21 protein-coding genes are annotated in these 24,824 nt (G+C 71.9%); 17 read left to right on the top strand and 4 right to left on the bottom strand.

Annotation, left to right across the window (positions count from 1 at the left end):
• Nucleotides 1–20 precede the first annotated feature (20 nt).
• The gene (gene thiL, locus IFT51_RS01380) at nucleotides 21–1,040 is read left to right on the top strand and encodes a thiamine-phosphate kinase (RefSeq protein WP_192058360.1); all 1,020 of its coding nucleotides are present in this window, start codon (nucleotides 21–23) and stop codon (nucleotides 1,038–1,040) included.
• Nucleotides 1,041–1,073: 33 nt separating this feature from the next.
• Here the strand turns inward: thiL and rsmD are convergent, their stop codons facing one another.
• Nucleotides 1,074–1,649 carry a 16S rRNA (guanine(966)-N(2))-methyltransferase RsmD gene (gene rsmD / locus IFT51_RS01375; RefSeq protein ID WP_192058358.1) on the bottom strand — a complete coding sequence of 192 codons (576 nt, stop codon included), beginning with the start codon at nucleotides 1,647–1,649 and terminating at the stop codon, nucleotides 1,074–1,076.
• A 223-nt stretch (nucleotides 1,650–1,872) separates the two neighbouring features.
• Here rsmD and IFT51_RS01370 point away from each other — a divergent pair, with 223 nt between their 5' ends.
• The 11 genes from IFT51_RS01370 (at nucleotide 1,873) to smc (ending at nucleotide 17,463) form a co-directional block, all read left to right on the top strand.
• Nucleotides 1,873–3,579 (top strand): acyl-CoA dehydrogenase family protein, encoded by a 1,707-nt coding sequence (locus IFT51_RS01370; protein WP_192058356.1) that lies wholly within the window; start codon nucleotides 1,873–1,875, stop codon nucleotides 3,577–3,579.
• Between the two features lie 66 nt (nucleotides 3,580–3,645).
• Nucleotides 3,646–5,901, top strand: a complete 2,256-nt coding sequence (locus IFT51_RS01365; RefSeq protein ID WP_192058354.1) for a DEAD/DEAH box helicase — start codon at nucleotides 3,646–3,648, stop codon at nucleotides 5,899–5,901.
• A gap of 73 nt (nucleotides 5,902–5,974) precedes the next feature.
• Nucleotides 5,975–6,457, top strand: coding sequence for a pantetheine-phosphate adenylyltransferase (gene coaD / locus IFT51_RS01360; RefSeq protein ID WP_192058352.1), 483 nt, complete (start codon nucleotides 5,975–5,977; stop codon nucleotides 6,455–6,457).
• Between the two features lie 107 nt (nucleotides 6,458–6,564).
• Nucleotides 6,565–7,578 carry an AAA family ATPase gene (locus tag IFT51_RS01355; RefSeq protein ID WP_371740641.1) on the top strand — a complete coding sequence of 338 codons (1,014 nt, stop codon included), beginning with the start codon at nucleotides 6,565–6,567 and terminating at the stop codon, nucleotides 7,576–7,578.
• Nucleotides 7,579–7,580: 2 nt separating this feature from the next.
• Complete coding sequence (locus IFT51_RS15275) at nucleotides 7,581–8,924, top strand: DUF58 domain-containing protein (RefSeq protein WP_192058350.1); 1,344 nt, start codon at nucleotides 7,581–7,583, stop codon at nucleotides 8,922–8,924.
• Nucleotides 8,917–11,172, top strand: coding sequence for a DUF3488 and transglutaminase-like domain-containing protein (locus tag IFT51_RS01345; RefSeq protein ID WP_192058348.1), 2,256 nt, complete (start codon nucleotides 8,917–8,919; stop codon nucleotides 11,170–11,172). The genes IFT51_RS15275 and IFT51_RS01345 overlap by 8 nt, the downstream gene beginning before the upstream one ends.
• Before the next feature lie 11 nt (nucleotides 11,173–11,183).
• Nucleotides 11,184–11,744, top strand: a complete 561-nt coding sequence (locus IFT51_RS01340; protein WP_308196261.1) for a DUF177 domain-containing protein — start codon at nucleotides 11,184–11,186, stop codon at nucleotides 11,742–11,744.
• Between the two features lie 99 nt (nucleotides 11,745–11,843).
• On the top strand, nucleotides 11,844–12,047 hold the full coding sequence (gene rpmF / locus IFT51_RS01335; protein WP_043593937.1) for a 50S ribosomal protein L32: 204 nt from the start codon (nucleotides 11,844–11,846) through the stop codon (nucleotides 12,045–12,047).
• Nucleotides 12,048–12,087: 40 nt separating this feature from the next.
• The gene (rnc, locus tag IFT51_RS01330; RefSeq protein ID WP_192058346.1) at nucleotides 12,088–12,816 is read left to right on the top strand and encodes a ribonuclease III; all 729 of its coding nucleotides are present in this window, start codon (nucleotides 12,088–12,090) and stop codon (nucleotides 12,814–12,816) included.
• 3 nt (nucleotides 12,817–12,819) lie between these two features.
• Nucleotides 12,820–13,809 (top strand): DNA-formamidopyrimidine glycosylase family protein, encoded by a 990-nt coding sequence (locus tag IFT51_RS01325; protein ID WP_192058344.1) that lies wholly within the window; start codon nucleotides 12,820–12,822, stop codon nucleotides 13,807–13,809.
• A gap of 63 nt (nucleotides 13,810–13,872) precedes the next feature.
• Nucleotides 13,873–17,463 (top strand): chromosome segregation protein SMC, encoded by a 3,591-nt coding sequence (gene smc, locus IFT51_RS01320; RefSeq protein ID WP_192058342.1) that lies wholly within the window; start codon nucleotides 13,873–13,875, stop codon nucleotides 17,461–17,463.
• Nucleotides 17,464–17,606: 143 nt separating this feature from the next.
• Here smc and IFT51_RS01315 read toward each other — a convergent pair whose 3' ends face one another.
• Nucleotides 17,607–18,188 (bottom strand): histidine phosphatase family protein, encoded by a 582-nt coding sequence (locus IFT51_RS01315; RefSeq protein WP_192058340.1) that lies wholly within the window; start codon nucleotides 18,186–18,188, stop codon nucleotides 17,607–17,609.
• Nucleotides 18,189–18,254: 66 nt separating this feature from the next.
• Entirely contained in the window at nucleotides 18,255–19,283 is a 1,029-nt protein-coding gene (locus IFT51_RS01310) for a TerC family protein (RefSeq protein WP_192058338.1), read from the bottom strand.
• A gap of 208 nt (nucleotides 19,284–19,491) precedes the next feature.
• On the opposite strand from IFT51_RS01310, the gene ftsY reads away from it, so the two are divergent.
• The gene (gene ftsY / locus IFT51_RS01305) at nucleotides 19,492–20,361 is read left to right on the top strand and encodes a signal recognition particle-docking protein FtsY (protein WP_055796393.1); all 870 of its coding nucleotides are present in this window, start codon (nucleotides 19,492–19,494) and stop codon (nucleotides 20,359–20,361) included.
• A gap of 71 nt (nucleotides 20,362–20,432) precedes the next feature.
• Nucleotides 20,433–21,995: a signal recognition particle protein gene (ffh, locus tag IFT51_RS01300; protein ID WP_192058336.1), complete on the top strand. Its 1,563-nt coding sequence runs from the start codon at nucleotides 20,433–20,435 to the stop codon at nucleotides 21,993–21,995.
• Nucleotides 21,996–22,136: 141 nt separating this feature from the next.
• On the opposite strand, the gene IFT51_RS01295 is transcribed toward ffh, so the two are convergent.
• Nucleotides 22,137–23,282, bottom strand: coding sequence for a glutamate--cysteine ligase (locus IFT51_RS01295; RefSeq protein WP_192058334.1), 1,146 nt, complete (start codon nucleotides 23,280–23,282; stop codon nucleotides 22,137–22,139).
• A 301-nt stretch (nucleotides 23,283–23,583) separates the two neighbouring features.
• Here IFT51_RS01295 and rpsP point away from each other — a divergent pair, with 301 nt between their 5' ends.
• From rpsP to rimM, 3 genes are read left to right on the top strand one after another with little or no spacing between them, the layout of a single operon-like run.
• A complete protein-coding gene (gene rpsP / locus IFT51_RS01290) occupies nucleotides 23,584–24,000 on the top strand; it encodes a 30S ribosomal protein S16 (protein WP_192058332.1) in 417 nt (138 codons plus the stop codon).
• A 3-nt stretch (nucleotides 24,001–24,003) separates the two neighbouring features.
• Complete coding sequence (locus IFT51_RS01285) at nucleotides 24,004–24,240, top strand: RNA-binding protein (RefSeq protein WP_192058329.1); 237 nt, start codon at nucleotides 24,004–24,006, stop codon at nucleotides 24,238–24,240.
• Nucleotides 24,241–24,243: 3 nt separating this feature from the next.
• Nucleotides 24,244–24,822: a ribosome maturation factor RimM gene (gene rimM, locus IFT51_RS01280; RefSeq protein ID WP_192058327.1), complete on the top strand. Its 579-nt coding sequence runs from the start codon at nucleotides 24,244–24,246 to the stop codon at nucleotides 24,820–24,822.
• Nucleotides 24,823–24,824 lie beyond the last annotated feature (2 nt).

The following is a 24,824-nucleotide window of genomic DNA, read 5'->3' as shown; positions in this document are numbered from 1 at the left end:
AACCAGGCTACCGTCGTCACATGGAACGCCCCGCCACGTCGGTCGACGTCGAACCACCCGCCACGGTGCAGGGGGTGGGCGAGCTCGCCACCCTCGCGCGCATCCTGCCCCGACTGCCCCGCGGGGCCCGCACCGATCTGGGGCCGGGCGACGACGCGGCGGTGGTCTCGGCACCCGACGGGCGATTCGTGGTGACGACCGATCTGATGGTGCACGGCCCCGACTTCCGTCTCGCCTGGTCGACCCCGTACGACCTCGGCTGGAAGGCCGCCGCCTCGAACCTGGCCGACGTGGCCGCCATGGGGGCGGTGCCGACCGCTCTCGTGGTGGCCCTCGCGGTGCCGGGCGACACCCCGGTGTCCGATCTGGAGGCCCTCGCCGACGGGCTGCGCGACGCCTGCGCCGTGATGGCCCCGGGCTGCGGCGTCGTCGGCGGTGATCTGTCCGTCTCGGCGACGATGACGATCGCCGTCACGGCCTTCGGCGATCTCGAGGGGCGGCCGCCGGTCACCCGCGACGGCGCCCGCGAGGGGGACGTCGTCGCCGTGTCGGGCGCGCTCGGCCGGTCGGCCCGCGGGCTCGAGCTGCTCTTCCGTCTCGGCGTCGACCACGACGGGGTCCCCGACCGTGCCGCCGCGACGGCTCTGCGCGAGCGCGACCCCGACGTGGGCTGGCAGCTCGCCCCCACGCCGCCGATCGTCGACGGGCCGATCGCGGCCCGGGCCGGTGCGACGGCGATGCTCGACCTCTCGGATGGTCTGGCCCTCGACGCGGGTCGGGTCGCGCGGGCGAGCGGTCTGGTGGTCGACCTCGACTCGTCGGCGCTGGGCGGCGATCCCGCGGCGGCCCTCGCCGGGGGAGAGGACCATTCGCTGCTCGCGACGTTCCCGCCGGGTGCGGCGCTGCCGGGCGGGTTCCGGGCGATCGGCGTCATGCGCGCCGTCGGGTCCGGTGAGCCGCGGGTCGTCGTCGACGGCGGCGACGCCGGCCCGGAGGGCGGCTGGGACCCGTATCGCCTGTGGTCGGGCGAACGGGGCTGACGACGGGTCGCGCGAGCGGGGACTGACGGCGGTTCAGTCGCGGAGGGCGAACCAGACCGTCGTGTCGCCGTACTGCTTCTTCACGTCGAGGGTGAGCCCCGCGGGCCAGCTCGGCTCGCCGTCGCGGCTGGCGCGTTCGACGACGACCAGCGCCTGGGCGTCGAGCAGGGGCAGCAGCGCTGCGAGGTCGGCCGCGAGCTCGTCCTTCGACAGCTCGTAGGGCGGGTCGAAGAAGACCAGGTCGACGAGCCCGCCCGAGCCCGTGAGGTACGACCGCACGGTCTGCGCCACGATGTCGACGCGCGGGGGTGCGCCGCGCGGGGGCTTGGGGGCCCGTGCCAGCACGGCGTCGGCGTTCCGCCGCAGCACCTTCGCCGCCGCCGGGGCCTTCTCGACCAGGGTGACCGAGGCCGCGCCGCGCGATGCCGCCTCGAGGCCGAGGCCCCCGGTGCCCGCGTAGAGGTCGAGAACGCGTCGACCGCGGATCTCGTCGCGGGCGTCGAGCGACGAGAAGAGCGCCTCACGGACTCGGTCGCTGGTCGGCCGGGTGCCGACCTTGGGGACGACGAGCGTCAGGTTGTCGGCGAAGCCGGAGATGATGCGGGACATGAGGTCAACCATGCCAGGCCGCGGTGGCCCGCCCGTCTCGTTGGCCCGCCTCCGGGTCTGCGTCGGTCCGCCTCCGGGTCTGCGTCGGTCCCGCCTCCCGGTCTCCGGGGGCGGCGCCGCTTCGAGCATCCCGACAACGCGTCCGCGCCCGGCCCGGTCGTGCTTCGTCGATGAGGCACAACGGACTTGGCAGGGCGTCGCGCTTTCGGAAGCATCTCGCAGCATGACCAGCGTTGATCGTACTGTCCGGCCCTCGTTCACCAAGTCCCTGTTCGCGGGGCGGATCGCCTCCGAGCTGGTGCTGCCGTTCCCGCACATGTCGGCGGCCGAGAAGGCGCGGGTCGAGACGGTGTCGGCGTCGGCGCGCGAGGTGCTGGCCGGCTACGACCCGCTGAAGGCCGAGCGCGAGGGCTGGATCGGCGACGACCTGGTCCGCGAGCTGGGCGAGCGCGGTCTGATGGGGCTCTTCGTGTCGGAGGAGTACGGCGGTCTCGGTCTCGGTCAGAGCGCCTACTGCCGCGTCTACGAGGAGTTCGGCCGGGTCGACGGCACCCTCGCCACCGTCATGGGCGTGCACCAGTCGATCGGCACCAAGCCGCTGCACCTCTACGGCACCGACGATCAGAAGGCCCGCTGGCTGCCCGACCTGGCGAGCGGCCGGAAGCTCGCGGCCTTCGTGCTCACCGAGCCCAACGTGGGCAGCGACGCCTACGCGCTCGAGACCCGGGCCGAGCGGCAGAGCGACGGCAGCTGGCTGCTGAACGGCGAGAAGCGCTGGATCGGCAACGGCGACAAGGACGTCCTGACGGTCTTCGCGCAGAGCGACCTCGGGCACGTCGCGCTGATCGTCGAGAAGGGCATGGACGGGCTGAGCACCGGCCCGCGGTTCGAGACGCACGGCCTGAAGGCCAACCACCTGCAGCGGGTGCGCTTCAACGACGTCCGGGTGCCCGCCGAGAACCTGCTCGGCGAACCCGGCGACGGCTTCCGCATCGCGGTGAACACGCTCAACAACGGTCGCATGTCGATGGGCACGGCGATCGCGGGCGGCATGAAGAGGTTCCTCCAGCTGAGTCTCGAGCACACGGAGGCGCGTCACCAGTTCGGCAGACCGCTCGCGGACTTCGAGATGGTCGGCGACAAGCTCGCCTGGATGACGCAGCAGATCTACGGCATCGAGTCGATGTCCTATCTGACCACCGGTCTCGTCGACCGCGGCGACACCGACTTCGCGCTCGAGTCGGCGATGACGAAGGTCGCCGCGAGCGACACGGGCTGGTACGCGCTCAACCGGGCCGTGCAGCTGCACGGCGGGGAGGCGTACATGGAGGGGCACCCGCTGTCGAAGGCGCTGCGCGACTTCCGCATCTTCCCGATCTTCGAGGGGGCCAACGACGTCCTGCGCGCCTTCGTCGCCCTGAACGGCCTCAAGACGCTCAGCGAGGAGCTGCCCGACGTCGCGTCGCTCAGCATCGGCGCCCCCGGTCGCGCGCTGGGCGTGCTGGCGCCGTACGTCGCGGGTCGCGTGCAGCGTCGGCTCCGACCCGATCGCCCGGTCGGAGTGCACCCCGAGCTCGCCAAGCAGGCAGCGGAGCTCGGCGACCAGGTGTCGCGGCTGCGCGAGCGCACCGAGGGGGCGCTCCGCAAGCACGGCAGGAAGGTGCAGGAGAGACAGCTCGTGCAGAAGCGCCTCGCCGACGCCGCGAGCGGCATCTACGCGCAGACGGCCGTGCTGTCGCGGGCGTCGACGGCCCTGCAGGAGGCGCGGGTCGACTCCGACGCCGAACGTCGCCTCGCCGTCGGGTTCTGCAAGCAGTCGGCACGCGGGGTGTCACGGCAGCTGCGGGCCCTCGAGGTGAACGACGACCGGCACGCGACCGAGCTCGCGGCGTCGACCCGCGCCTCCGGCGGGTACGACTTCACCCTCTGAGGCCGCCCGCCCGTGGCGCGCGTGAGCCCGGGCACCGGTGTCGGAGGCGGGCAGTAGCGTGGGGTCGTGCCCGACTCACCCCTCGACGCCTCCCTCGCCGGTGCCCTGGGCGGCCGCACGGCCACGGCCCTGCAGAAGGCCTTCGGCCTCCGCACCGTCGGCGATCTGCTGACGCACTTCCCGAGGCGGTACGCCCGGCGGGGTGAGCTGACGGCGCTCGATCAGCTGCCGCTCGGCGAATCGGTCACGATCGTGGCCCAGGTGCTCGACGTGCGCGAGCGCACGATGCGCGCTCGCCGCGGGTCGATCCTCGAGGTCCGCATCGGCGACGGCCAGGGCATCCTGACCCTCACCTTCTTCAACCAGGCGTGGCGCGCGAAAGACCTCGTGCCGGGCGCCCGGGGCATCTTCGCCGGCAAGGTGGGCGACTACCGCGGGCTGCGGCAGCTGGCGCACCCCGACTACGAGCTCTTCGACGCCTCGCACGAGGCGGTCGCGGGCGTGGGCGACGCCGAGGCGCAGAAGTGGGCGAAGCAGCCGATCCCGATCTACCCCGCGAGCGCCTCCGTGGCGTCGTGGCAGGTGCAGAAGTCGGTCGAGGTGCTGCTCGACTCGCTGCCGCCGATCGACGACGCCGTGCCGGCCGCGGTCCGTGCCGAGCTCGATCTGATGCCCCTGGCCGAGGCGTACGAGCGCATCCACCGACCCGAGACCGACCGTGACCACCTCACGGCCCGCGACAGCCTGCGCTTCGACGAGGCGTTCGTGCTGCAGAGCGCTCTGCTGCAGCAGCGCGCCCTCGTCCGCCGGTCGGCGGCGACACCCCGTCGTGCCCTCGCGGGGGGCATGCTCGACCTGTTCGACGCGGCCCTGCCCTTCGAGCGCACGGGCGATCAGCGTCTCGTCGGCGACGAGATCACCCGCGACCTCGAGGCCGAGGTCCCCATGAACCGGCTCGTCCAGGGCGAGGTCGGCTCGGGCAAGACGCTCGTCGCGCTGCGGGCGATGCTCGCGGTCGCCGAGAGCGGGGGGCAGTCGGCGCTGCTCGCCCCGACCGAGGTGCTGGCCGCACAGCACCTCCGCTCGATCACGGCGACCCTCGGCCCCGACCTGTCCGCCCGGCTGCGGCCGACCCTGCTCACGGGGCAGATGACCACGGCCCAGCGCAAGAAGGCGCTCCTCTCGATCGTCAGCGGTCAGGCGCACATCGTCGTCGGCACGCACGCGTTGATCAGCGAGACGGTCGGGTTCTTCGACCTCGGGCTCGTCGTCGTCGACGAGCAGCACCGCTTCGGCGTCGATCAGCGGGAGGCGCTCCGCAAGAAGGGCGCCACCCCGCCGCACGTGCTGGTGCTGACGGCGACGCCCATTCCCCGCACCGTCGCGATGACGGTGTTCGGCGACCTCGACATCTCGACCATCGCCGAGCTGCCGAAGGGGCGTCAGCCGATCGAGTCGTTCGTCGTGCCGCTCGCCGAGCACCCGGGCTGGGTCGACCGCGTCTGGCAGCGCTCCGCGGAGGAGATCGCGGCGGGGCGCCAGGTCTTCGTGGTCTGCCCTGCCATCGACGCCGTCACGACGGAGCCCGGCGACGACGCGGGGCCCGGCGACGACACGGGGCCGGGCGGCGACTCCGAGCCCGGCGGCGGCGCTCGATCGGCGGGCGCCGACGGGCAGAACGGGGGCGACCAGCCGCCTGCGCCCCCGCCCCGGGCGAGCGTCGAGGGCATCGTCGCGCTGACGGCCTCGCTGCCGGTGCTCGACGGTCTCGTCATCGAGCCGCTGCACGGTCGCATGTCGTCCGACGAGAAGGACGACGTCATGCGCCGGTTCGCCGCCGGCGACATCGACATGATCATCGCGACGACGGTGATCGAGGTCGGTGTCGACGTGCCCAACGCCTCGACCATGGTCGTGCTCGACGCCGACCGGTTCGGCGTCTCGCAGCTGCACCAGCTGCGGGGGCGCGTCGGTCGAGGCGGTCACGCGGGTCTGTGCCTGCTCGTGACGTCCGCGCCGGCCGACTCCGTCGCCCGCGAGAGGGTCGACGCCGTGGCGTCGACCCTCGACGGCTTCGAGCTAGCCCAGGTCGACCTCGACCTGCGCCGCGAGGGCGACGTGCTCGGCAACCTGCAGTCCGGCGGCCGGTCGTCGCTCCGACTGCTGAGGGTCGCCCGCGACGGCGACCTGATCGGCCTCGCGCGAGAGCACGCGGCCGAGGTGCTCGACGACGACCCGCGCCTGGCCGACCACCCCGCCCTGGCCGCGGCCATCGCGAGACGGCTCGACGATCGCGGACGCGAGGCGATGGGCAAGAACTGACATCTCCGCCTGCGCTCCCGACGTCCGGTGGATGCTCGGCCAACCTCCCGGGCCGGGCCGCTACTGTGTCCGCATGAGCAGGATCGCCGTCGTCCCCGGGTCGTTCGACCCCGTCACCCTCGGCCACATCGACGTGATCGCCCGGGCCGCCAACATCTTCGACCAGGTGCATGTGCTCGTGGTGCACAACCCCGACAAGTCGGCTCTGCTCCCGCTCACCCAGCGGGTCTCGCTGCTCACGGCCGCTCTGCGTGAGGCCGGGCTGCCCGAGACCGTCAGCGTGCACAGCTGGAGCATGGGTCTGCTCGTCGACTACTGCACCGACGTCGGCGCCAGCGTGCTGGTGAAGGGCATCCGCTCGCAGGTCGACGTCGCCTACGAGACGCCGATGGCGATCATGAACCGCAGCCTCGCCGGCGTCGAGACCGTCTTCCTCCTGCCCGACCCCGCCCACGCGCACGTCTCGAGCTCGCTCGTCCGGCAGGTCGCGGGGCTCGGCGGCGACGTGTCGCCGTACGTGCCGAGGGTCGTCGCGGAGTACCTCGAGACCACCTGAGACGCACCGGGTGATCGCGACGACCGCCTCCTCGAGGGGGTCCGTTCCGAACACCGTGTGACGCTCCTCCCGCCGAACCGCTCGATCACTCCTCAGAAAGCGATCCGATGACAACGACCAGCCGTCCCGCCGACCGGCCGAGCGCCTCCGCCGACGAGGGCCTCATGCCGCTGGTCGAGGTGCAGCGACGCGCTCGGGGGATCCTCGAGGCCATCGGCACCGTCATCGACGGCAAGGACGGCGCCATCGGCACGGCCCTGACCGTGCTGCTCGCCGAGGGGCACCTCCTGATCGAGGACGTCCCGGGGGTCGGCAAGACCCAGTTGGCGCGCGCGCTCGCCAAGGCCGTGGACGCCACCGTCACGCGCATCCAGTTCACCCCCGACCTGCTGCCCAGCGACATCACCGGCGTCTCGGTCTTCGACCGGCCCTCCGGGGGGTTCGAGTTCAAGCCCGGCCCGGTCTTCGCCAACGTCGTCATCGGCGACGAGATCAACCGCGCGTCCCCGAAGACGCAGTCCGCCCTGCTCGAGAGCCTCGAGGAGCGCCAGGTGACGGTCGACGGCATCACGCACCCCCTGCCCGATCCGTTCCTCGTCGTCGCGACGCAGAACCCGGTCGAGATGGAGGGCACGTACTCGCTTCCCGAGGCGCAGCGCGACCGGTTCATGGCGCGCATCTCGCTCGGCTACCCCGACGCCGAGAGCGAGCTCCGCATGGTGCAGCAGCGTGAACGGGTCAGCCCGCTCGACGTCTTGAAGCCCCTCGTGTCGCTGACCGACCTCCGCCGCATGATCGCCGCCGTCCGCGCCGTCTACACGGCCGAGGCCGTCGAGCGCTACGCCGTCGCCGTCGTCCAGGCCACGCGCGTGCACCCCGACGTCCGACTCGGCGCGAGCCCGCGGGCCACCCTGCAGCTGATGCGCGCGTCGAAGTCGTGGGCGGCGCTCAACGGTCGCGAGTTCGTCGTGCCCGACGACATCGACGCCATGAGCGGGCCGGTGCTCGGTCACCGCATCATCCTCGCCGGGCGAGCCGGTGCCGGGGCGGTCTCGGCCGCCTACGACGTCGTGGCGGACGTCGTCGCGGCGACTCCCGTCCCCCTCGGCGACGCGCGCTGACCGTGACCGATCGGGTCGCGGCGCCGCCGACGCCGCACGGCGACGTGCCGGCGCGGCCGGGCGTGCGTGCGCAGACGGGCATCACCCGCGGGGGAGCGCCCCGGCCGACCCTGCGCGGCGGCGCGGTCGTCGGCGTCGGCGTCGCCCTCGTCGCGACGGGAGCCGTCGTCCCGTCTCCGGCGCTCGTCTTCGCCGGCACGACCCTGGTCGTCCTGGTGGTGGCCGTGCTCGTCTCGCTGCTGTTCCGACGCCCCCTGATCACGGTCGCCCGGCGCTTCTCGCCCGATCGCGGCATGGCCGGCTGGTCCGTCGACGAGACCGTGACCCTGACCGCCCCCGGCGGCGCGGGGGGCCGCATCGGCCTCCGCGACGACGTCGGCTGGCGCCGCACCAGGGCATCCGAGGCGGTGGGGATCACGCTCGTGCCGGGCCGCGCCTCCTCGGCCGTGTTCCGTCACGAGGGCCTGCCGCGCGGGCGACACCGCGTCGGGCCTCTGCACGTCGATCTGATCGAGTCGTTCGGCGTCGCCCGGCGTCGGGTCGTCGCCCCCGGCAGTACCGAGCTGCTCGTCGTGCCCGAGGTCCACGACCTGGGGCTCGGTGCCGAGTCCCGCGCCCTCGGGGACGGCGCCCGCCGTCAGCGGGAGCACAGCCTGGCCGGTGGAGACGACGACCCCGTCACCCGCGAGTACCGACGCGGAGATCCCATGCGGCGCGTCCACTGGAAGGCCTCGGCCCGTCATGACGAGCTCATGGTGCGGCAGGAGGAGCAGCACGGCCTGCCGAGCGCCCGCCTCGTGCTCTCGACGGGGGTCGACGGCTGGTCCGACGCCCGGACGGGCTCCGACGGGTCGGCCGTCAGCGACGCCTTCGAGTGGGCCGTCTCGGTCGTCGCGACCCTGGGTGTCGAGTTCGGGCGCAGCGGCTCCGTGGCCCAGGCGACGACTCCCGAGGGCGACGTCGTCGCCCGCAACGACCCCGACTCGACCGCCGCGTACCTCGAGTCGCTCGCGGACCTCCGGCTGGGCGACGCCGGCCACCGCTCGGCCGCGCCCGCCGCGCCGCGTGAGCCCGTCGTCGCCGTCGTGTCGGGTCTCCGGCCGCGAGAGCTCGAGTCGCTCGGGCGCTCGCGGGGCGTCGGCTCGTCCGCCGTCGCACTCGTCGTCTCGCCGCCCCTCGGCTTCAGCGAGACGACCGCATCGCGGGGCGGCGTCACCGGTGCGGAGACCCTCGGCCCCGATCGGGTGGCGGCCGCCCTCCGCGACGCCGGCTGGCGCGTGGTGGAGGTCTCGTCCGGCGATCCCGTCGCCGACGTCGTGCTCGGGGCGAGGCCGCTCGATGACTGACGCCCCGCTCCGGCGCCCGGTGGTGCGCGTCGCCGCCGCCTCGTGGCTGCCCACCCTCTTCGCCTGGCTCGTGTTCGTCGCGTCGCTGGCGAGCCTCCATCCGCTGTTCGTCGGGACGGGCTGGTGGTTCGCCGCCGCATTCGTCTCCGCCGTGGTGCTCGGCGTCTCGCTGGCCGTCCGGGGCCTCCGGGCGCCGGCCTGGGTCGGCTGGATCGTGGGCGCCGTCGCGGGCTCGGCCGTGACCTGCGCCTTCGTCTCGGGCGGCACGGCCGTCCTCGGCGTGATCCCCACGTCGGCGACGCTGCAGCGGATGCGCGACCTCGCCGATCAGGCCGAGGCGGCCATCGTCGGCGAGGCGGCGCCCCTCGACGTCACCGACGGCGTGCTCGCGACGGTGCTCGTGTCGGTCCTGGCGGCGGCCGTGCTGATCGACCTCGTCTCGTCCGTCGGGCAGCTGCCCGCGTTCACGGGGGTGGTGCCGGTCGTCGTCCTCGCCGTGCCGGCGTTCGTGCCAGGGGTCGAGACGAGCTGGCCGTTCGTCGTGGCGACCGTGCTGCTCTTCCTCGTGCTCCTGGCGCTGGCCACGGGCCGGCACCCCACGCGCGGCGGTCTCGTCGGGGGTCTGGCCGCGCTCGGCGTCGCCGGCCTGCTGACGGCCACCGTGCCCCTCGGCGGCCTCGCGCCCCTCGCCGGCACGGGCGGCTCCGGTCTCGGGCTGGCCACCGGCGTCAATCCGATCATCGACCTGGGCGACGACCTGCGTCGCGGCGCCCCGGTCACGGTGCTGACCTACCGGTCCTCCGACGCCGACGGCGAGTACCTGAAGCTCGTCGACCTCGTCGACTTCTCGGGTCGCTCGTGGAGCCCCGCCGAGGGCGAGTCCGACCCGGAGGCGACCCTCGACCGGCTCCCGGCCGCTCCCGGCGTCGCCGAGGCCACCGACCGCCGGGCCGTGACCACCGAGATCGACGTCGGCTCGCTCCGCAGCCCCTACCTGCCGGTGCCGGTGCCGGCCACCCGGATCGAGGGCCTCGGCGACGAGTGGGAGGTCGTGGACGAGTCGGGGGTGACCGTCCGCAGCACGACGACCGGCACGCAGGGCCTCGACTACACGGTCGAGAGCGCTCCGGTCGACCCCACCCGCGACCAGGTCGTCGCGTCGTCGGCCGGCGACGACACCGCGATGGCCGACTACCTCTCGATCGACGGGGTGCCCCAGAGCGTGATCGCGCTGGCCTCCGAGGTGACGGCCGACGCCCCCAACGACTTCGACGCCGCCGTGGCCCTCCAGGACTTCTTCCGAGACGGCGACTTCACCTACTCCGAGGAGACCCCCGTCGATCAGGGCTACGACGGCAGCGGTCTCGAGGCCGTGCAGACCTTCCTCGAGGTCCGCAGCGGATACTGCGTGCACTTCGCCTCGTCGATGGCCGTCATGGCGCGGACGCTCGGCATCCCCTCGCGGGTCGCGGTCGGGTTCCTGCCCGGCGAGTCGACGGGCTTCGGGGCCGAGGCCGAGCGTCGCGTGAGCAGCGACGACCTGCACACCTGGCCCGAGCTGTACTTCGAGGGGCTCGGCTGGGTGCCCTTCGAGCCGACCGTGGGCCTGGGCAGCCCGCAGGCGTACCTCCAGCCCACGGGTGTCGAGCCGAGCGCCGCGCCGACGGCCGACGACGCCGCGACCCCCACGCCCTCCGCCGACGACGCGCCGGCCCAGACCCCCTCCGCGACGCCGTCCGCCGACGCGTCCGATCCGACCGCCGCGGGCTCCGCCTCGGGCACGGGCGGCCCCGGCCTCGGCTCGGCCGGTCTGATCGCCCTCGTGCTGCTCGCGGTCGTGCTGATCGTGCCCTCGGTGCTCCGTGCCGGGCGCCGCCGACGTCGATGGGTCACCCCGCCGCCCGACGTCGCGCTCGCCGTCTGGAACGAGGTCGTCGACACGGCCGCCGATCTGGGGCTGCACGTCCCATCGGGGGCGACGCCCACCGCGGCCGCGGCGCTCCTCCGCACGAGACTCTCGTCACGACCGGAGACCGAGGAGGCGCGGGTCGCCCTCGACCGCCTGGTCGCCGCCCTGCAGAGCGAGCGGTACGGCGGGGTCGCCGCCCCCGACGGCACGAGGGCGGACGCCCGGCTCGTGGTCGACGGCCTCCGTTCGGCGTCGAGTGCGCGTGACCGCCTCGCCGCGCGGTTCGCGCCGCGATCGCTGTTCGCGACCTCCCCTGCGAAGACCGGGTCGACGGCGTAAACTCGTCTCCCGTGCCTCATTTCAACCTGACCCCCTACACGCTCCCGGTGTACGACCTCATGCACCGCCCGGGCGAGATGCGCGAGCGCACGCTCGACGTCGTGGTCCCCGAGCGGCTCGGCGAGGGCCAGATCTCGGTCGCGGCGGGCGATCCGCTCCGCCTCGACGTGCGGCTCGAGGGTCTGCACGACGGCATCCTGGTCTCGACGCACGTGTCGGGCACGGCGACCGGCGAGTGCAGCCGATGCCTGAAACCGCTCTCCGAGCCGGTGGAAGTCGATTTCGCCGAGCTTTTCGCGTACGCTGTCGACGAAGCTTTTGACTATCAGGTTCACGACGACCACGTGGATCTTGAACCTGTGGTCAGAGACGCAGTGGTTCTGTCACTGCCCTTCCAGCCGGTCTGTCGGCCGGATTGTCCTGGACTCGACCCCGCCACGGGTGAACGGATCGAAGACATCCACGACTACCAGCCCGAAGAGGACATCGACCCCCGCTGGTCGGCACTCACCGGGTTCCAGGCTGAATCGGCACCTGCCGAGGGCTCGCCCGACACCGACTCGCGTCGGTAGGGGTGGCCGGCGGCCTCCCCGGGCCGCATCACACCACCGCGTCACCCACCAGTCAGACCAGGCCCCCTGCGGGGGAGCCGCAAGAGAGAAGAGATGCTCATGGCCGTTCCGAAGCGGAAGCAGTCACGCTCGAACACGCACGCCCGTCGCTCGCAGTGGAAGGCGACGCCGGTCCAGCTCGTCAAGACCATCGAGAACGGCAAGGTCACCTACAGCCTCCCGCACCGCGCGAAGGTCGTCGAGGACAGCGCCGGCACAGCCCTGTACATGGAGTACAAGGGCCGCAAGGTCGCCGACGTCTGAGCACTCCCGTCGTGATCACGTCTCCCTCGGCGGTGTCGAGATGACGTCGACTTCTGATCAGCCCGAGTCGCGCCTCCGCGCCGACCGGGCTGATCTGCTGTCACGCCTCGACATCGACATCCGACCCGAACTGCTCGATCTCGCGCTGACCCACCGCTCGTACGCGTACGAGAACGGCGGCATCGCCAACAACGAGCGTCTCGAGTTCCTCGGTGACTCCATCCTCGGGCAGGCCGTCACGGTCATGCTCTTCACGGCGAACCCCGATCTCGACGAGGGCGACCTCGCCAAGCGACGCGCCAGTCTCGTCAGCACGGTGGCGCTGGCCGAGGCCGCCCGGGTCATCGGTCTCGGCGACCACCTCCGACTCGGTCGGGGAGAAGAGCTGACCGGCGGGCGCGACAAGCCCTCGATCCTCGCCGACACGGTCGAGGCGATCATCGGCGCGACCTATCTCGACGCCGGCGGAGACACGGCGACCGCTCTCGTCCTCCGCTTGATCGCACCTCTGCTCGACGATCCCGACCGCTTCGGCGCCGCGATGGATCCGAAGACGAGTCTGCAAGAGCTCGCGGCCTCGCTCGGGCGCGGCATGCCGACCTATCACGTCAGCGACAGCGGCCCGGATCACGACAAGAGGTTCCACGCCAGCGTCCGCCTGGGCGGCGACGACGTCGCGACCGGCATCGGCAGCAGCAAGAAGCAGGCCGAGATGTCCGCGGCCCTCGAGGCGTGGACGCGACTCAGCACACCGGTCGACGGTCTCTGAGCGGTGCCCGAGCTCCCCGAGGTCGAGGTCGTCCGCGCCGGGCTGCAGCCCGTCGTCGCGGGCGCCGTCGTGACCGGTGTCGACGTGCTCGACCACCGGTCGCTCAAGCGTCATCGCGGTCCGTCCGACGACTTCGTCGACCGGCTCGTGGGCGGCACGATCGACGCGGCGGTCCGTCGCGGCAAGTTCCTCTGGTTCCCCTTCGAGCCCGCGGCGCCGCACAAGCAGCCCCTCGCCCTCGTCGCCCACCTCGGCATGAGCGGTCAGGTGCTGCTCCGCAGTCGCGACGCCGAGCCCGACCGCCTGATGCGCATCCGGCTCGACGTCGAGAGCCCCGCGCACGGGCCGGTCCGGCTCGCCTTCGTCGACCAGCGCATCTTCGGCTCGATGGCTCTCGACGACACGGTGCCCACCCTCGACGGGCGACCTGCGGGGTTCTCCGGAGCGCGCCTCCTCGGCTCTCCGGCCCCCGCAGGCGGCGCCACCTCCGACGGCGAGTCCGCAGCCGACGAGACCGCCGCAGCCTGGGTCCGACGGGTGCCGCAGCAGGTCTCGCACATCGCCCGAGACCCTCTCGACCCCGCGTTCGACGAGAACCGGGTGCTGACGCGGCTGCTCGCGCGGCGCACCGGCGTCAAGCGGGCGCTGCTCGATCAGGGGCTGCTCAGCGGCGTCGGCAACATCTACGCCGACGAGAGCCTCTGGGCGGCTCGGGTGCACCCCGATCAGCCCACCGAGTCGTTCGCGCGGGCCCGCGCACGGGTGCTGCTCGCCGAGGTCCGCGTCGTGCTGCTCAAAGCGCTCGGCGAGGGCGGCACGAGCTTCGACGCCCAGTACGTCAACGTGAACGGCCAGTCCGGCTACTTCAGTCACAGCCTCAACGCGTACGGGCAGCAGGGCAGGCCGTGCCCCCGGTGCGGAGCCGAGATCGTGCGCGAGGCCTTCATGAACCGCTCGTCGCACTTCTGCCCGAGGTGCCAGCGCGTCCGCTGACCCATCCGCACCTATTCTTGAGCGACGGTCACCCCGCAGACAGGACCCGAGGAGGCGCGGCGCATGTACCTGAAGAGCCTCACCCTCAAGGGCTTCAAGTCGTTCGCCTCGCCCACGACGTTCGCGTTCGAGCCGGGGGTCACCTGCGTGGTCGGCCCGAACGGATCGGGCAAGAGCAACGTCGTCGACGCTCTCGCCTGGGTGATGGGCGAGCAGGGTGTCAAGAACCTCCGCGGCGGCAAGATGGAGGACGTCATCTTCGCGGGCACGTCGACCCGGGGCCCCCTCGGCCGGGCGCAGGTCGTGCTGACGATCGACAACAGCGACGGCGCGCTGCCGATCGACTACACCGAGGTCACGATCAGTCGCACGCTGTTCCGCAACGGCGGCAGCGAGTACGCGATCAACGGCGAGGGCTGTCGGCTGCTCGACGTGCAGGAGCTGCTGAGCGACTCCGGTCTGGGGCGCGAGATGCACGTCATCGTCGGTCAGGGGCAGCTCGACGCGGTGCTGCGGGCGACTCCGGAGGAGCGGCGCGGCTTCATCGAAGAGGCGGCGGGCATCCTGAAGCACCGCCGCCGCAAGGAGAAGACCCTCCGCAAGCTCGACGCCATGCAGGCGAACCTGACGCGGTTGAGCGACCTGGCGGGCGAGATCAGGCGGCAGCTGAAGCCGCTCGGGCGCCAGGCCGAGATCGCCCGCGAGGCGCAGACGATCGCCGCCGTGGTGCGCGACGCCCGGGCGCGACTCCTCGCCGACGAGGTCGTCGGGCTGAAGCGGTCCCTCGACGCCCGGTCGAGCAGCGAGGCCGAGCAGAGGGCCGAACGCGAGCTGCTCGCCGGCCGTCTCGGCGAGATCGCCGCAGACGAGCAGCGCCTCGAGCAGTCGATGGCGGGCGACGACGTCGACCGGGCGCGACGGGTCGCGTTCGAGCTCGAGTCCGTGCACGAGCGCCTCCGCAGCCTGTCGAGCCTCGCCCGCCAGCGCCTGCAGCTGCTCGCCCAGCAGGCCGAGCAGCCCGTCGCCGTGACCACGGTGTCGGCGGGCATGGTCGCCGACGCCCGAGACGAGGCCGAGCGCCTGCAGGGCGACGTCGCGGCCGCCGCCGAGGCCGTCGAGGAGGCCCGCGGCGGGCTGGCCTCCGCCCGTCGGGCGCTCGACGCCCTCGACGACGAGATCTCCGCCCAGAGCGCTCTCGTCTCGAAGCACGATCTCGAGGCCGGGCGCCTCCGCACGGCGCTCGACCTGGCCCGGTCGCGACTCGCGGCGGTGCGGGGGGAGCGCCTCCGGCACGAGACGGCCCTGCAGTCCGCCGAGACCCGCCGTGACGCCGCGCACGCCGAGCTCGAGGCCCTCGACCACGAGGCGCCCGAGGGCGACGGGGTCGACCACGTCGCGGCCCAGGCGGCCGCCGAGAGCGAGGCGGCGGCCCTGGGCGAGCGCGTCGACGAGCTCCGCGACCGCCTGCACGCGGCCGAGCGCGAGCGCGACGCCCTGGCCGCCCGGCGCGGGGCCCTGTCGTTGGCGCTCGACCGCGCCGACGGGTCGAGCGCGCTCCTGGCGGCCGGGCGACCGGGCGTGCGTGGCCGGGTGGCCGATCACGTGCAGGTGCGCCCCGGGTTCGAGGCGGCCGTCGCCGCGGCCCTCGGCAGCGTGGTCGACTCCGTCCTGGCCGACGACTCGGCGTCGGCCTTCGACGCCATCGAGCACGCGACCGTCGGCGAGCTCGGCCGGGTCGAGGTCGTCGTCGCCGAGCCCGAACGCCGTCTGACCCTGCTCGACGTGGCCCTGCCGCCCGGGGCCGTGAGCGCCGTCTCGGTCGTCACCGCGCCTCCTGGTGTCCTCGGTCTGCTGGCGAGCACCGTCGTCGCCGACGACCTCGACGTCGCCCGGGCGACCCGAGCGGCCCTCGCCGCGCACCCCGTGCCGGTGACCGTCATCACGCGGTCGGGCGAGGTGCTCACCGACTACGTGCTGCGGGGCGGTTCGGGCGCCGAGCGTTCCCGGCTCGAGCTGGTCGCCGAGCGCGACGCCGCGGCCGAGCGGCTCACCGCCGTCGAGGCGACGCTCGCCGACCTCGCGCCCGACCATGACGAGGCGAGGCGCCGACTCGTCGAGGCGCGCGCACTGGCCGCAGCGTCGGCTGCGCAGGCGAAGGCGCAGGAGGCGCGGGTCGTCGACCACGAGCAGCGCCTCGGTCGTCTGCGCGCCCGGGTCGACGCCGCCGAGGCCGAGGTCGAGCGCCTGCGGTCGGCACTGGTCGTCGCGAGCAGGTCCGCCGACGAGGCGGCCGTGATCGTCGACGAGGCGGCCGCCGCCGACGAGGTGCACCGCGCGAGGCCCCGACCGCTGCTCGACGTGTCGGCCCGCCAGGGTCTCCTCGACGAGGTCGAGGCCGCCCGTGCCGCCGAGCTCGAACGACGCGTCGTGCTCGAGACGGTGCGCGAGCGCGTGCGGGCCGAGGCCGCCCGCGCGGTCACGCTGCAGCGGCAGCTCGACGAGCAGCGCGAGGCGGCCGAACGGCAGGCGCGCCGCACGGTGATCCGTCAGCGGCAGATGGCGTCGACCTCGTCGGTGCTCACCGCGCTGCCGCCGACCATCGACGCCGTGGCCCGGTCGCTCGACGAGGCGCGTCGCGAGCTGGCCGAGGCCGAACGCGCCCGCGCCGGCCGCAACGACGAGCTCGCCGCCCTGCGCCGTGACGCCCGGTCGGTCCGAGAGCGTCTCGACGCCGTCACCGAGAGCGTGCACGGCCTCGAGATGGAGCTGCACAAGAAGCGCCTGCACCTGTCGGGGCTGCTCGACCGGGCCGCCTCGGGGCTCGGTCTCGTCGAGGACGTCCTGATCGCCGAGTACGGCCCCGACGTGCCCGTGCCGGCCGAGGCGGCTCGCGCCGACGAGGCGCCCGCCGACGCGGCGCCCTCGGACGCGGCGCCCTCGGAGGGCGGCGTCGACGACGGGCCCGGGTCCGAGGGCAGCCCGTTCGACCGTGCCGAGCAGGAGGCGCGGCTGGCGAAGGCCGAGAAGAAGCTCGCCCGACTCGGTCGCGTCAACCCCCTGGCCCTCGAGGAGTTCGCGGCGCTCGAGCAGCGGCACGCGTTCCTGTCCGAGCAGCTGACCGATCTCACCCGCACCCGCGCCGATCTCCTCACGATCATCGACGACATCGACTCGACGATGCAGACGATCTTCGGCAGCGCCTTCGCCGACACGCAGGCGGCCTTCGACCGGGTGTTCCCGATCCTGTTCCCGGGAGGCACGGGGTCGCTGCAGCTCACCGACCCCGACGACCTCCTCGCGACGGGCATCGAGGTGACCGTGCGACCCGCCGGCAAGAAGATCGAGCGTCTGTCGCTGCTCTCGGGCGGCGAGCGGTCGCTGGCCGCTGTCGCCCTGCTGATCGCCATCTTCAAGGCCCGACCGAGCCCGTTCTACATCATGGACGAGGTCGAGGCGGCCCTCGACGACGCGAACCTCGGCCGTCTGCTCGCCATCTTCGAGGACCTCCGCGAGAACAGCCAGCTCATCGTCATCACGCACCAGAAGCGCACGATGGAGATCGCGGACGCCCTCTACGGCGTCTCGATGCGGCAGGACGGCGTCAGCGCCGTCGTCGGTCAGCGCGTCGTGGCGGAGCTCTCGGCCGGCTCGTGACGGTCCGGTGGCTGCCCGCATCGACATGACGCATCCGGGGCGCTCCGGGCCTCAGGCGGCCCCCGACGGGTCGCATCGACGAGCCGAGGAGGCGCGACCGACCTGATCGCGCCTCCTCGGCTCGTGCTCTCGACTCGGCGTCGTCAGTCGATGTCGGTGTCGACGACCCCGCCGTTGATGCTCAGCACGTGCCAGGCGGTGCCATCCCACTCGACCGTGTTCGCGGCCGCGTTCTCGATGTGCCCGACCTCGCGGCCGAGGATCTCGGACAGCACGAAGCGGATGATCGTCCCGTGGCAGACGACGACGATGTGGGCGTCGTCGCCGTCGAGCGGGAGGCGCGTGTCGCGGATCGTCTCGAGGGCGCCGATGCCGCGGCGGGCGACCGACTCGCGGGGCTCGATGTCGGGGTAGTCGGCGTTGGGCTCGTCGGGGATGGGCGACTCGGGGGTGCGGCCCTCGTGAGACGCGTAGTCGCGTTCGATCAGCTCGTCGTACGCGTCGCCGAGCTCGATGCCCAGCTCGGAGGCGATGATGCGAGCGGTCTCTCGAGCACGACCGAGCGGCGACGACACGATGGCGCTCCACTCGACGCCGGCGAGCAGCCGCGCCGCCTCGTGCGCCTGCCCTCGTCCGGTCTCGTTCAGCGGGATGTCCGACGAACCCTGCAGCTTGTCGTTGAGGTTCCAGTCGGTCTGACCGTGGCGGATGAGTTCGAGGCGCATGGGGGAGTTCCGTTCCTGTGGATCCGTGTCGTGCGGCCGCGAGGCGCGACCGCACGACGGGTGGGGCTAGTGGTCGTCGTCGGTGCTGCTCGCGACGCCGGGGCGGTCGGCCGAGGCCGCCGCCGTGCGGGCGTCACGTCGCGTCTTCGCGAGGCTCAGCACCGTGGCGACGGCGATCGTCAGCAGGATGAAGCCGAGCGAGAACCAGATGGGGATCTCGGGGATCCAGTCGATCGGCTCGCCGCCGTTGATGAACGGCACCTCGTTGACGTGCAGGGCGTGGAACAGCAGCTTGACGCCGATGAACGCGAGGATGACCGCGAGCCCCTGAGCGAGGTAGACGAGGCGCTCGAGCAGACCCGAGATCAGGAAGTACAGCTGACGGAGCCCCAGCAGCGAGAAGGCGTTCGCCGTGAAGACGATGTACGCCTCTTGTGTCAGACCGAAGATGGCCGGGATGGAGTCGAGCGCGAAGAGCACGTCGGTCAGGCCGATGGCGACCATCACCAGGAAGAGCGGGGTGAAGAGACGCTTGCCGTCGACCTTCGTGGTCAGCTTCTGACCGTCGTAGTCCTTCGAGGTGGGGATGATGCGGCGGAGCGTGCGGATCAGCTTGCTGTCGGCCTCGTCCTTGTCGTCGTGACCGCCGCGCACCTGGCTGTAGGCGAGCCAGAAGAGCAGCAGACCGAACAGGTAGAAGACCCACGAGAAGTTCTCGATGATGACGACGCCGGCGGCGATGAAGAGACCTCGCGAGAGCAGGGCGATCGCGATGCCGACGAGCAGGACCTTCTGCTGGTAGATCCGCGGCACGGCGAAGCTCGTCATGATGATCAGGAAGACGAAGAGGTTGTCGACCGAGAGGGCCTTCTCGGTGACGTAGCCGGCGAAGTACTCGCCGCCGAAGGTCCAGTTCGAGAAGACGCCGACGCCGACGCCGAACAGGATCGCGATGCCGATGTAGACACCCGACCAGATGGCCGACTCCTTGATGGTCGGCTCGTGGGGGGTCCGCACGTGACTGAAGAAGTCGAAGAAGAGCAGGCCGATGATGCCGGCGATGGTGATCGCCCAGGTGATGAAATGGACGTCCATGTTCGTACCTCCAGTACGCAGCGGGTACCGAAGGTCTCCTCCACTCGCGGGGCGTCCTCTCGAACGCTTGCGAACCGGTGCACCGGGTCGAGATCGGTCTCTTCCGTATTGACGACGCCACCGCGCGGGAGTACTCCCCTTCAACTCGCCGAGCTTACAGCCTCTGCACGGTCTGCACGTCCGCCGATGGCCGAATAAGCTGGCGCACATGGCTTCCCCCTGGTCCCTCTCCGGTGCACTCCGTGGCATGTTCGCGAAGAAGACGATCGACGAGACCACCTGGGACGACCTCGAGGAGGCCCTGATCGGGGCCGACTTCGGCCCCGACGTCACCGAGCAGGTCGTCGACGACCTCCGCGCGAAGGTGCAGCGCTACAGCACGACCGATCCGGCCGACCTGAAGCGCATGCTCCGCGAGGTGCTCGAAGAGCGTCTGTCGAAGCTCGACTCCACCCTCAAGCTGAGCAACCGACCGGCGGTCGTGCTGATGGTCGGGGTGAACGGGGTCGGCAAGACGACGACGATCGGCAAGTTCGCGAAGTTCCTCCGCAACTACGACCGGTCGGTGGTCGTCGGGGCGGCCGACACCTTCCGTGCGGCGGCCGTCGAGCAGGTCGCGACCTGGGCCGACCGGGCCGGGGCGCGCATCGTGCGCCCGCAGCAGCCCGGCCAGGACCCTGCCTCGGTGGCCTACCAGACGGTCGAGCTGGCCATGCGCGAGGGCATCGAGATCGTGCTGATCGACACCGCGGGGCGACTGCAGACGAAGTCCGGCCTGATGGACGAGCTTGGCAAGATCAAGCGCGTCGTCGAGAAGCAGACCGAGATCGCCGAGGTGCTGCTCGTGCTCGACGCGACGACCGGCCAGAACGGTCTCGCGCAGGCTCAGGCGTTCATCGAGCACGCGGGGGTGACCGGTCTCGTGCTGACGAAGCTCGACGGCTCGGCCCGCGGCGGGTTCGTCCTGGCCGTGCAAGAGCAGACCGGCATCCCCATCAAGCTGGTCGGTCAGGGCGAGGGCATCGGCGATCTGACCGGCTTCACCCCGCACGTCTTCGTCCAGAACCTCATCGCGTAGTCGCGGCCCGCCCCGCCCGGGCAGGGCGACTCGATCGCAGGAGGCGCGGCGTCGGTTAAGCTGTCGTCACCATGGCCACATTTGGAACGCTCTCCGACCGCCTCGCGGACACCTTCAAGAACCTCCGCAACAAGGGCAAGCTCAGCCCTGCCGACGTCGACAGCACCGTCCGGGAGATCCGGCGCGCACTGCTCGACGCCGACGTCGCCTTCGAGGTCGTCAAGGCGTTCACGACGACGGTGCGCGAGCGCGCCCTGGGCGACGAGGTCAGCAAGGCGCTGAACCCCGCCCAGCAGGTCGTGCAGATCGTCAACGAAGAGCTGGTCGAGATCCTCGGCGGCAAGCAGCGTCGTCTCGAGTTCGCGAAGAACCCGCCCACCGTGATCATGCTCGCCGGTCTCCAGGGCGCGGGCAAGACGACCCTCGCCGGCAAGCTGGCGAAGTGGCTCGCCAAAGACGGTCACACGCCGCTGCTCGTCGCGGCCGACCTCCAGCGACCCAACGCGGTGCAGCAGCTGCAGGTGGTCGGCGAGCAGGCCGGCGCCGCCGTCTTCGCCCCCGAGCCGGGCAACGGCGTGGGCGACCCCGTGAAGGTCGCCAAGCAGGCCATCAAGTTCGCGCGCGACAAGGTCTACGACACGGTCATCGTCGACACCGCCGGTCGACTCGGCGTCGACGCCGACATGATGAAGCAGGCCGCGAACATCCGGAAGGCCGTCGACCCCGACGAGGTGCTCTTCGTCATCGACGCGATGATCGGTCAAGACGCCGTGGCGACGGCGAAGGCCTTCCAGGAGGGGGTCGACTTCACCGGCGTCGTGCTGTCGAAGCTCGACGGCGACGCGCGCGGCGGTGCGGCGCTGAGCGTCGCGTCCGTCACCGGTCGGCCTATCATGTTCGCCTCGACCGGCGAGTCGCTCGACGACTTCGAGCCGTTCCACCCCGACCGCATGGCCAGCCGCATCCTCGACCTCGGCGACATCCTCTCGCTCATCGAGCAGGCTCAGCAGGCGTTCGACGAAGACGAGGCGATGGCGGTCGCGCAGAAGATCGCGACCGACTCGTTCACCCTCGACGACTTCCTCAAGCAGATGCAGCAGCTGCGCAAGATGGGGTCGATCAAGGGCATGCTCGGCATGCTGCCGGGTGCCAAGGGCATGCGCGAGCAGCTCGAGAACTTCGACGAGCGCGAGATCGTCCGCACCGAGGCGATCATCCAGTCGATGACCCCTCAAGAGCGGCAGCTCCCGAAGCTGCTGAACGGTTCGCGTCGTCTGCGCATCGCCAAGGGCTGCGGCATGACCGTGACCGACGTCAACCAGCTCGTGCAGCGCTTCGAGCAGGCGTCGAAGATGATGAAGACCGTGGCCAAGGGCGGCGTGCCCCAGGTCCCCGGCATGGGGCCGATCCCCGGCGCCTCGTACGCCGGCAAGCGGCCGGCGGCGAAGAAGAAGGGCTCGAAGGCGGGCAACCCGGCCAAGCGCGCCGCTCAGAACGCCGCTCTGGCCACCGGCAAGCCCGCGGCCTCGCCCGGTGCGGCCGGCTCGGGCTTCGGGCTCGGCGGCGGCAAGGGCGACAAGGCGCCGACCCCCGAAGAGCTCGCATCGCTGCAGAAGATGCTCGGCCGCAGCTAGCCCGGCTGCAGCCAGCCCGATCGCAGCCGGCTCGGCCGCAGCCGGCTCGGTCGCAGCCGGCTCGGTCGACCGTGTGCGATCGCACCGGGGGAGTCGCGGCAGGGGTCACGTCCTCGGCGACCGGCACCGCGCCTCCTCGGCTCAGACCCGCGGGGTGACGCCCTCACGGAGCTCGCGCACCAACGACGACACGACCGGGCGGAGGTCGCCGCCGTGGCGGGCCGACACCGACAGCTGGCGCTGGTAGCTCGCACCGTGCTCGACGATCGTGTCGAGCGACCGCAGCTCGGCCAGGCAGCCGAGCCGTTCGGCCGTGGGCTCGAGCCGCACGACGAGGTCGCGGAGGTCGTCTGTGACGAGCCGCTCGTCGCCGTCCGAGTTCTGGATGACGATGGCGTCCATCCCGTACCGGGCCGCCCGCCACTTGTTCTCACGGACGAACCACGGCTGCATCTGCGGCGGTTCGTCGCCGTCGTCGAGCGACTGCGACATGTCGTCGACGAGGCACTGGACGAGCGCCGCGACCGCGCCGACCTCCTCGAAGGTGGCGATGCCGTCGAAGACCCGCGTCTCGAGGGTGCCCCACTTCGGTGACGGCCGGATGTCCCAGCGGAGCTCGCTGTGGTGGTCGATGACGCCGGTGTGCGTCATGTCGGCGACCATCTCCTCGTAGTTCGCCCAGGCGCCGAACTGCGGGGGCAGCCCGGCGGTCGGCAGCTGCTGGAACATGAGGGCGCGGTTCGAGGCGTACCCGGTCTCCTCGCCGACCCAGAACGGGCTCGACGCCGTCAGCGCCTGGAAGTGCGGGAGATACGTCAGGAGGCCGTTCAGGATCGGCAGGGCCTTGTCGCGGGAGTCGATGCCGACGTGGACGTGCACCCCCCAGATCATCATCTGGCGTCCCCACCAGCGGGTCCGGTCGATGAGGGTCGCGTAGCGCTCGTTGCCGGGCGTGACCTCCTGGTCGGAGTAGCGGCCGAAGGGGTGCGTCCCGGCGCACAGCAGGTCGGCGCCCAGGGTCTCGGCGGGGCGGTGGACGGCGTCGATGGTGGACCGGAGGTCGTCGACCGCGTCGGGCACCCGGTGGTGGACCCCGCTCACGACCTCGACGGTGTTGGTCAGCAGCTCGTGGGTCAATCGCACGGGGCCGCCGTCGTTCAGGTTCTCGAGGTCGGCGAGGATCGCGGGCGCGTGCGGGGCCAGATCGCCGGTCTCGCGGTCGACGAGGGCGAGCTCCCATTCGATGCCGAGCGTCGACCGCTCCGAGGTCGTGAAGTCGATCCGCATGCTCGAGGCCCTCCGTCGGTCCGCCGCGGGCGTCCGGTGTCGCGCGCGGCGTCCATCCTGCCAGCCGAGCCGGTCGGGAGACCGCAGGAGGCGCTCCGCCGTCACGCAGGGACGCGCCGTGAAACCCGATCACCGAGAATTGGTGGATCGCGTCGTTCTTCTGCAACAATGGTGGGTCGAGTCTCCGTCCGCCCGACCCTCTAATCAGGCGGCCGATCAGACCCCATCAGAGCTTTCGAGCCGAGTGTGCCCCCACGCTCACGGCTAGCAACTCGCCCACATCACATCACACAGGAGAATTGTGGCTGTCAAGATCCGTCTCAAGCGTATGGGCAAGATCCGTGCCCCCTACTACCGCATCGTCGTCGCCGACTCGCGCACCAAGCGCGACGGTCGCGTGATCGAGGAGATCGGCAAGTACCACCCCACCGAAGAGCCCTCGTTCATCGAGGTCGAGTCGGACCGCGCGCAGTACTGGCTCGGCGTCGGCGCGCAGCCGACCGAGCAGGTCGCCGCGCTGCTGAAGCTCACGGGCGACTGGGGCAAGTTCCAGGGCGACGCCGACGCCGTCAGCACCGTCAAGACCAAGGCTCCGAAAGAGGCCTTCGTCGCCGACGAGAAGAAGAAGCCGGTCCTCGTCCCCAAGTCGGAGAAGCCCGCCAAGGCCGAGGCTCCGGCCGAGGCCCCTGCCGACGACGCCGAGACCACCGAGGCGTAGTCAGTGCTCGCACCTGCACTCGAACACCTCGTCCGGGGGATCGTCGATCACCCGGGCGAGGTGCAGGTCGTGGCCTCGACCTCGCCTCGCGGCGAGGTGCTCGAGGTGCACGTGCATCCCGACGACCTCGGTCGCGTGATCGGTCGCGCCGGTCGAACCGCGAAGGCTCTGCGCACGCTCGTCACGGCTCTGGCCGACGGCAAGCGCGTCCGGGTGGACGTCGTCGACGGTGACGTCTGAGCCGTGAGCACCGAAGAGACCACCCAGCTGAGGGTCGGGCGACTGACCAAGCCGCACGGCTTGAAGGGCGCCCTCAAGCTCGAGCTGTTCACCGACACCCCTGAGACGCGATTCGTGCCGGGTGCCGAGTTCACCCTCCAGGTCCCCGAGACCAGCGAATGGCACGGCAAGACCCTGACCCTCGCCGAACTGCGCTGGTACAACGGCCACCCCGTCGGGTTCTTCGAGGGTGTCGCCGACCGCACCGGCGCCGAGTCGCTGGTCAAGGCGATCCTCTGGGTCGACCAGGATCTCGCCCAGCTCCCCGAAGAAGACGATGCCTGGTACCACCACCAGCTGATCGGTCTCCGGGTCGAGCGCGACGGCGTCCAGGTCGGCACCGTGGCCCGCATCGACCACCTCCCCGCCCAAGACCTCCTGGCCGTCGCCACTCCGACGGGCGAGGTGCTCGTGCCGTTCGTCTCCGCTCTGGTGCCGTCGGTCGACATCGACGCCGGGGTCGTCGTCGTGACGCCTCCTGCGGGGCTCTTCGAAGAACTCGTCGACACCGACGGCGACACGCAGCCGACCGACGAGGTCTGACC

The sequence above is a fragment of the Frigoribacterium sp. CFBP 13712 genome (genome assembly GCF_014842255.1).
Lineage (GTDB): Bacteria > Actinomycetota > Actinomycetes > Actinomycetales > Microbacteriaceae > Frigoribacterium.
The sequence above is the reverse complement of the archived record's forward strand: the minus strand, read 5'-3'. Positions and strand labels throughout refer to the sequence as shown.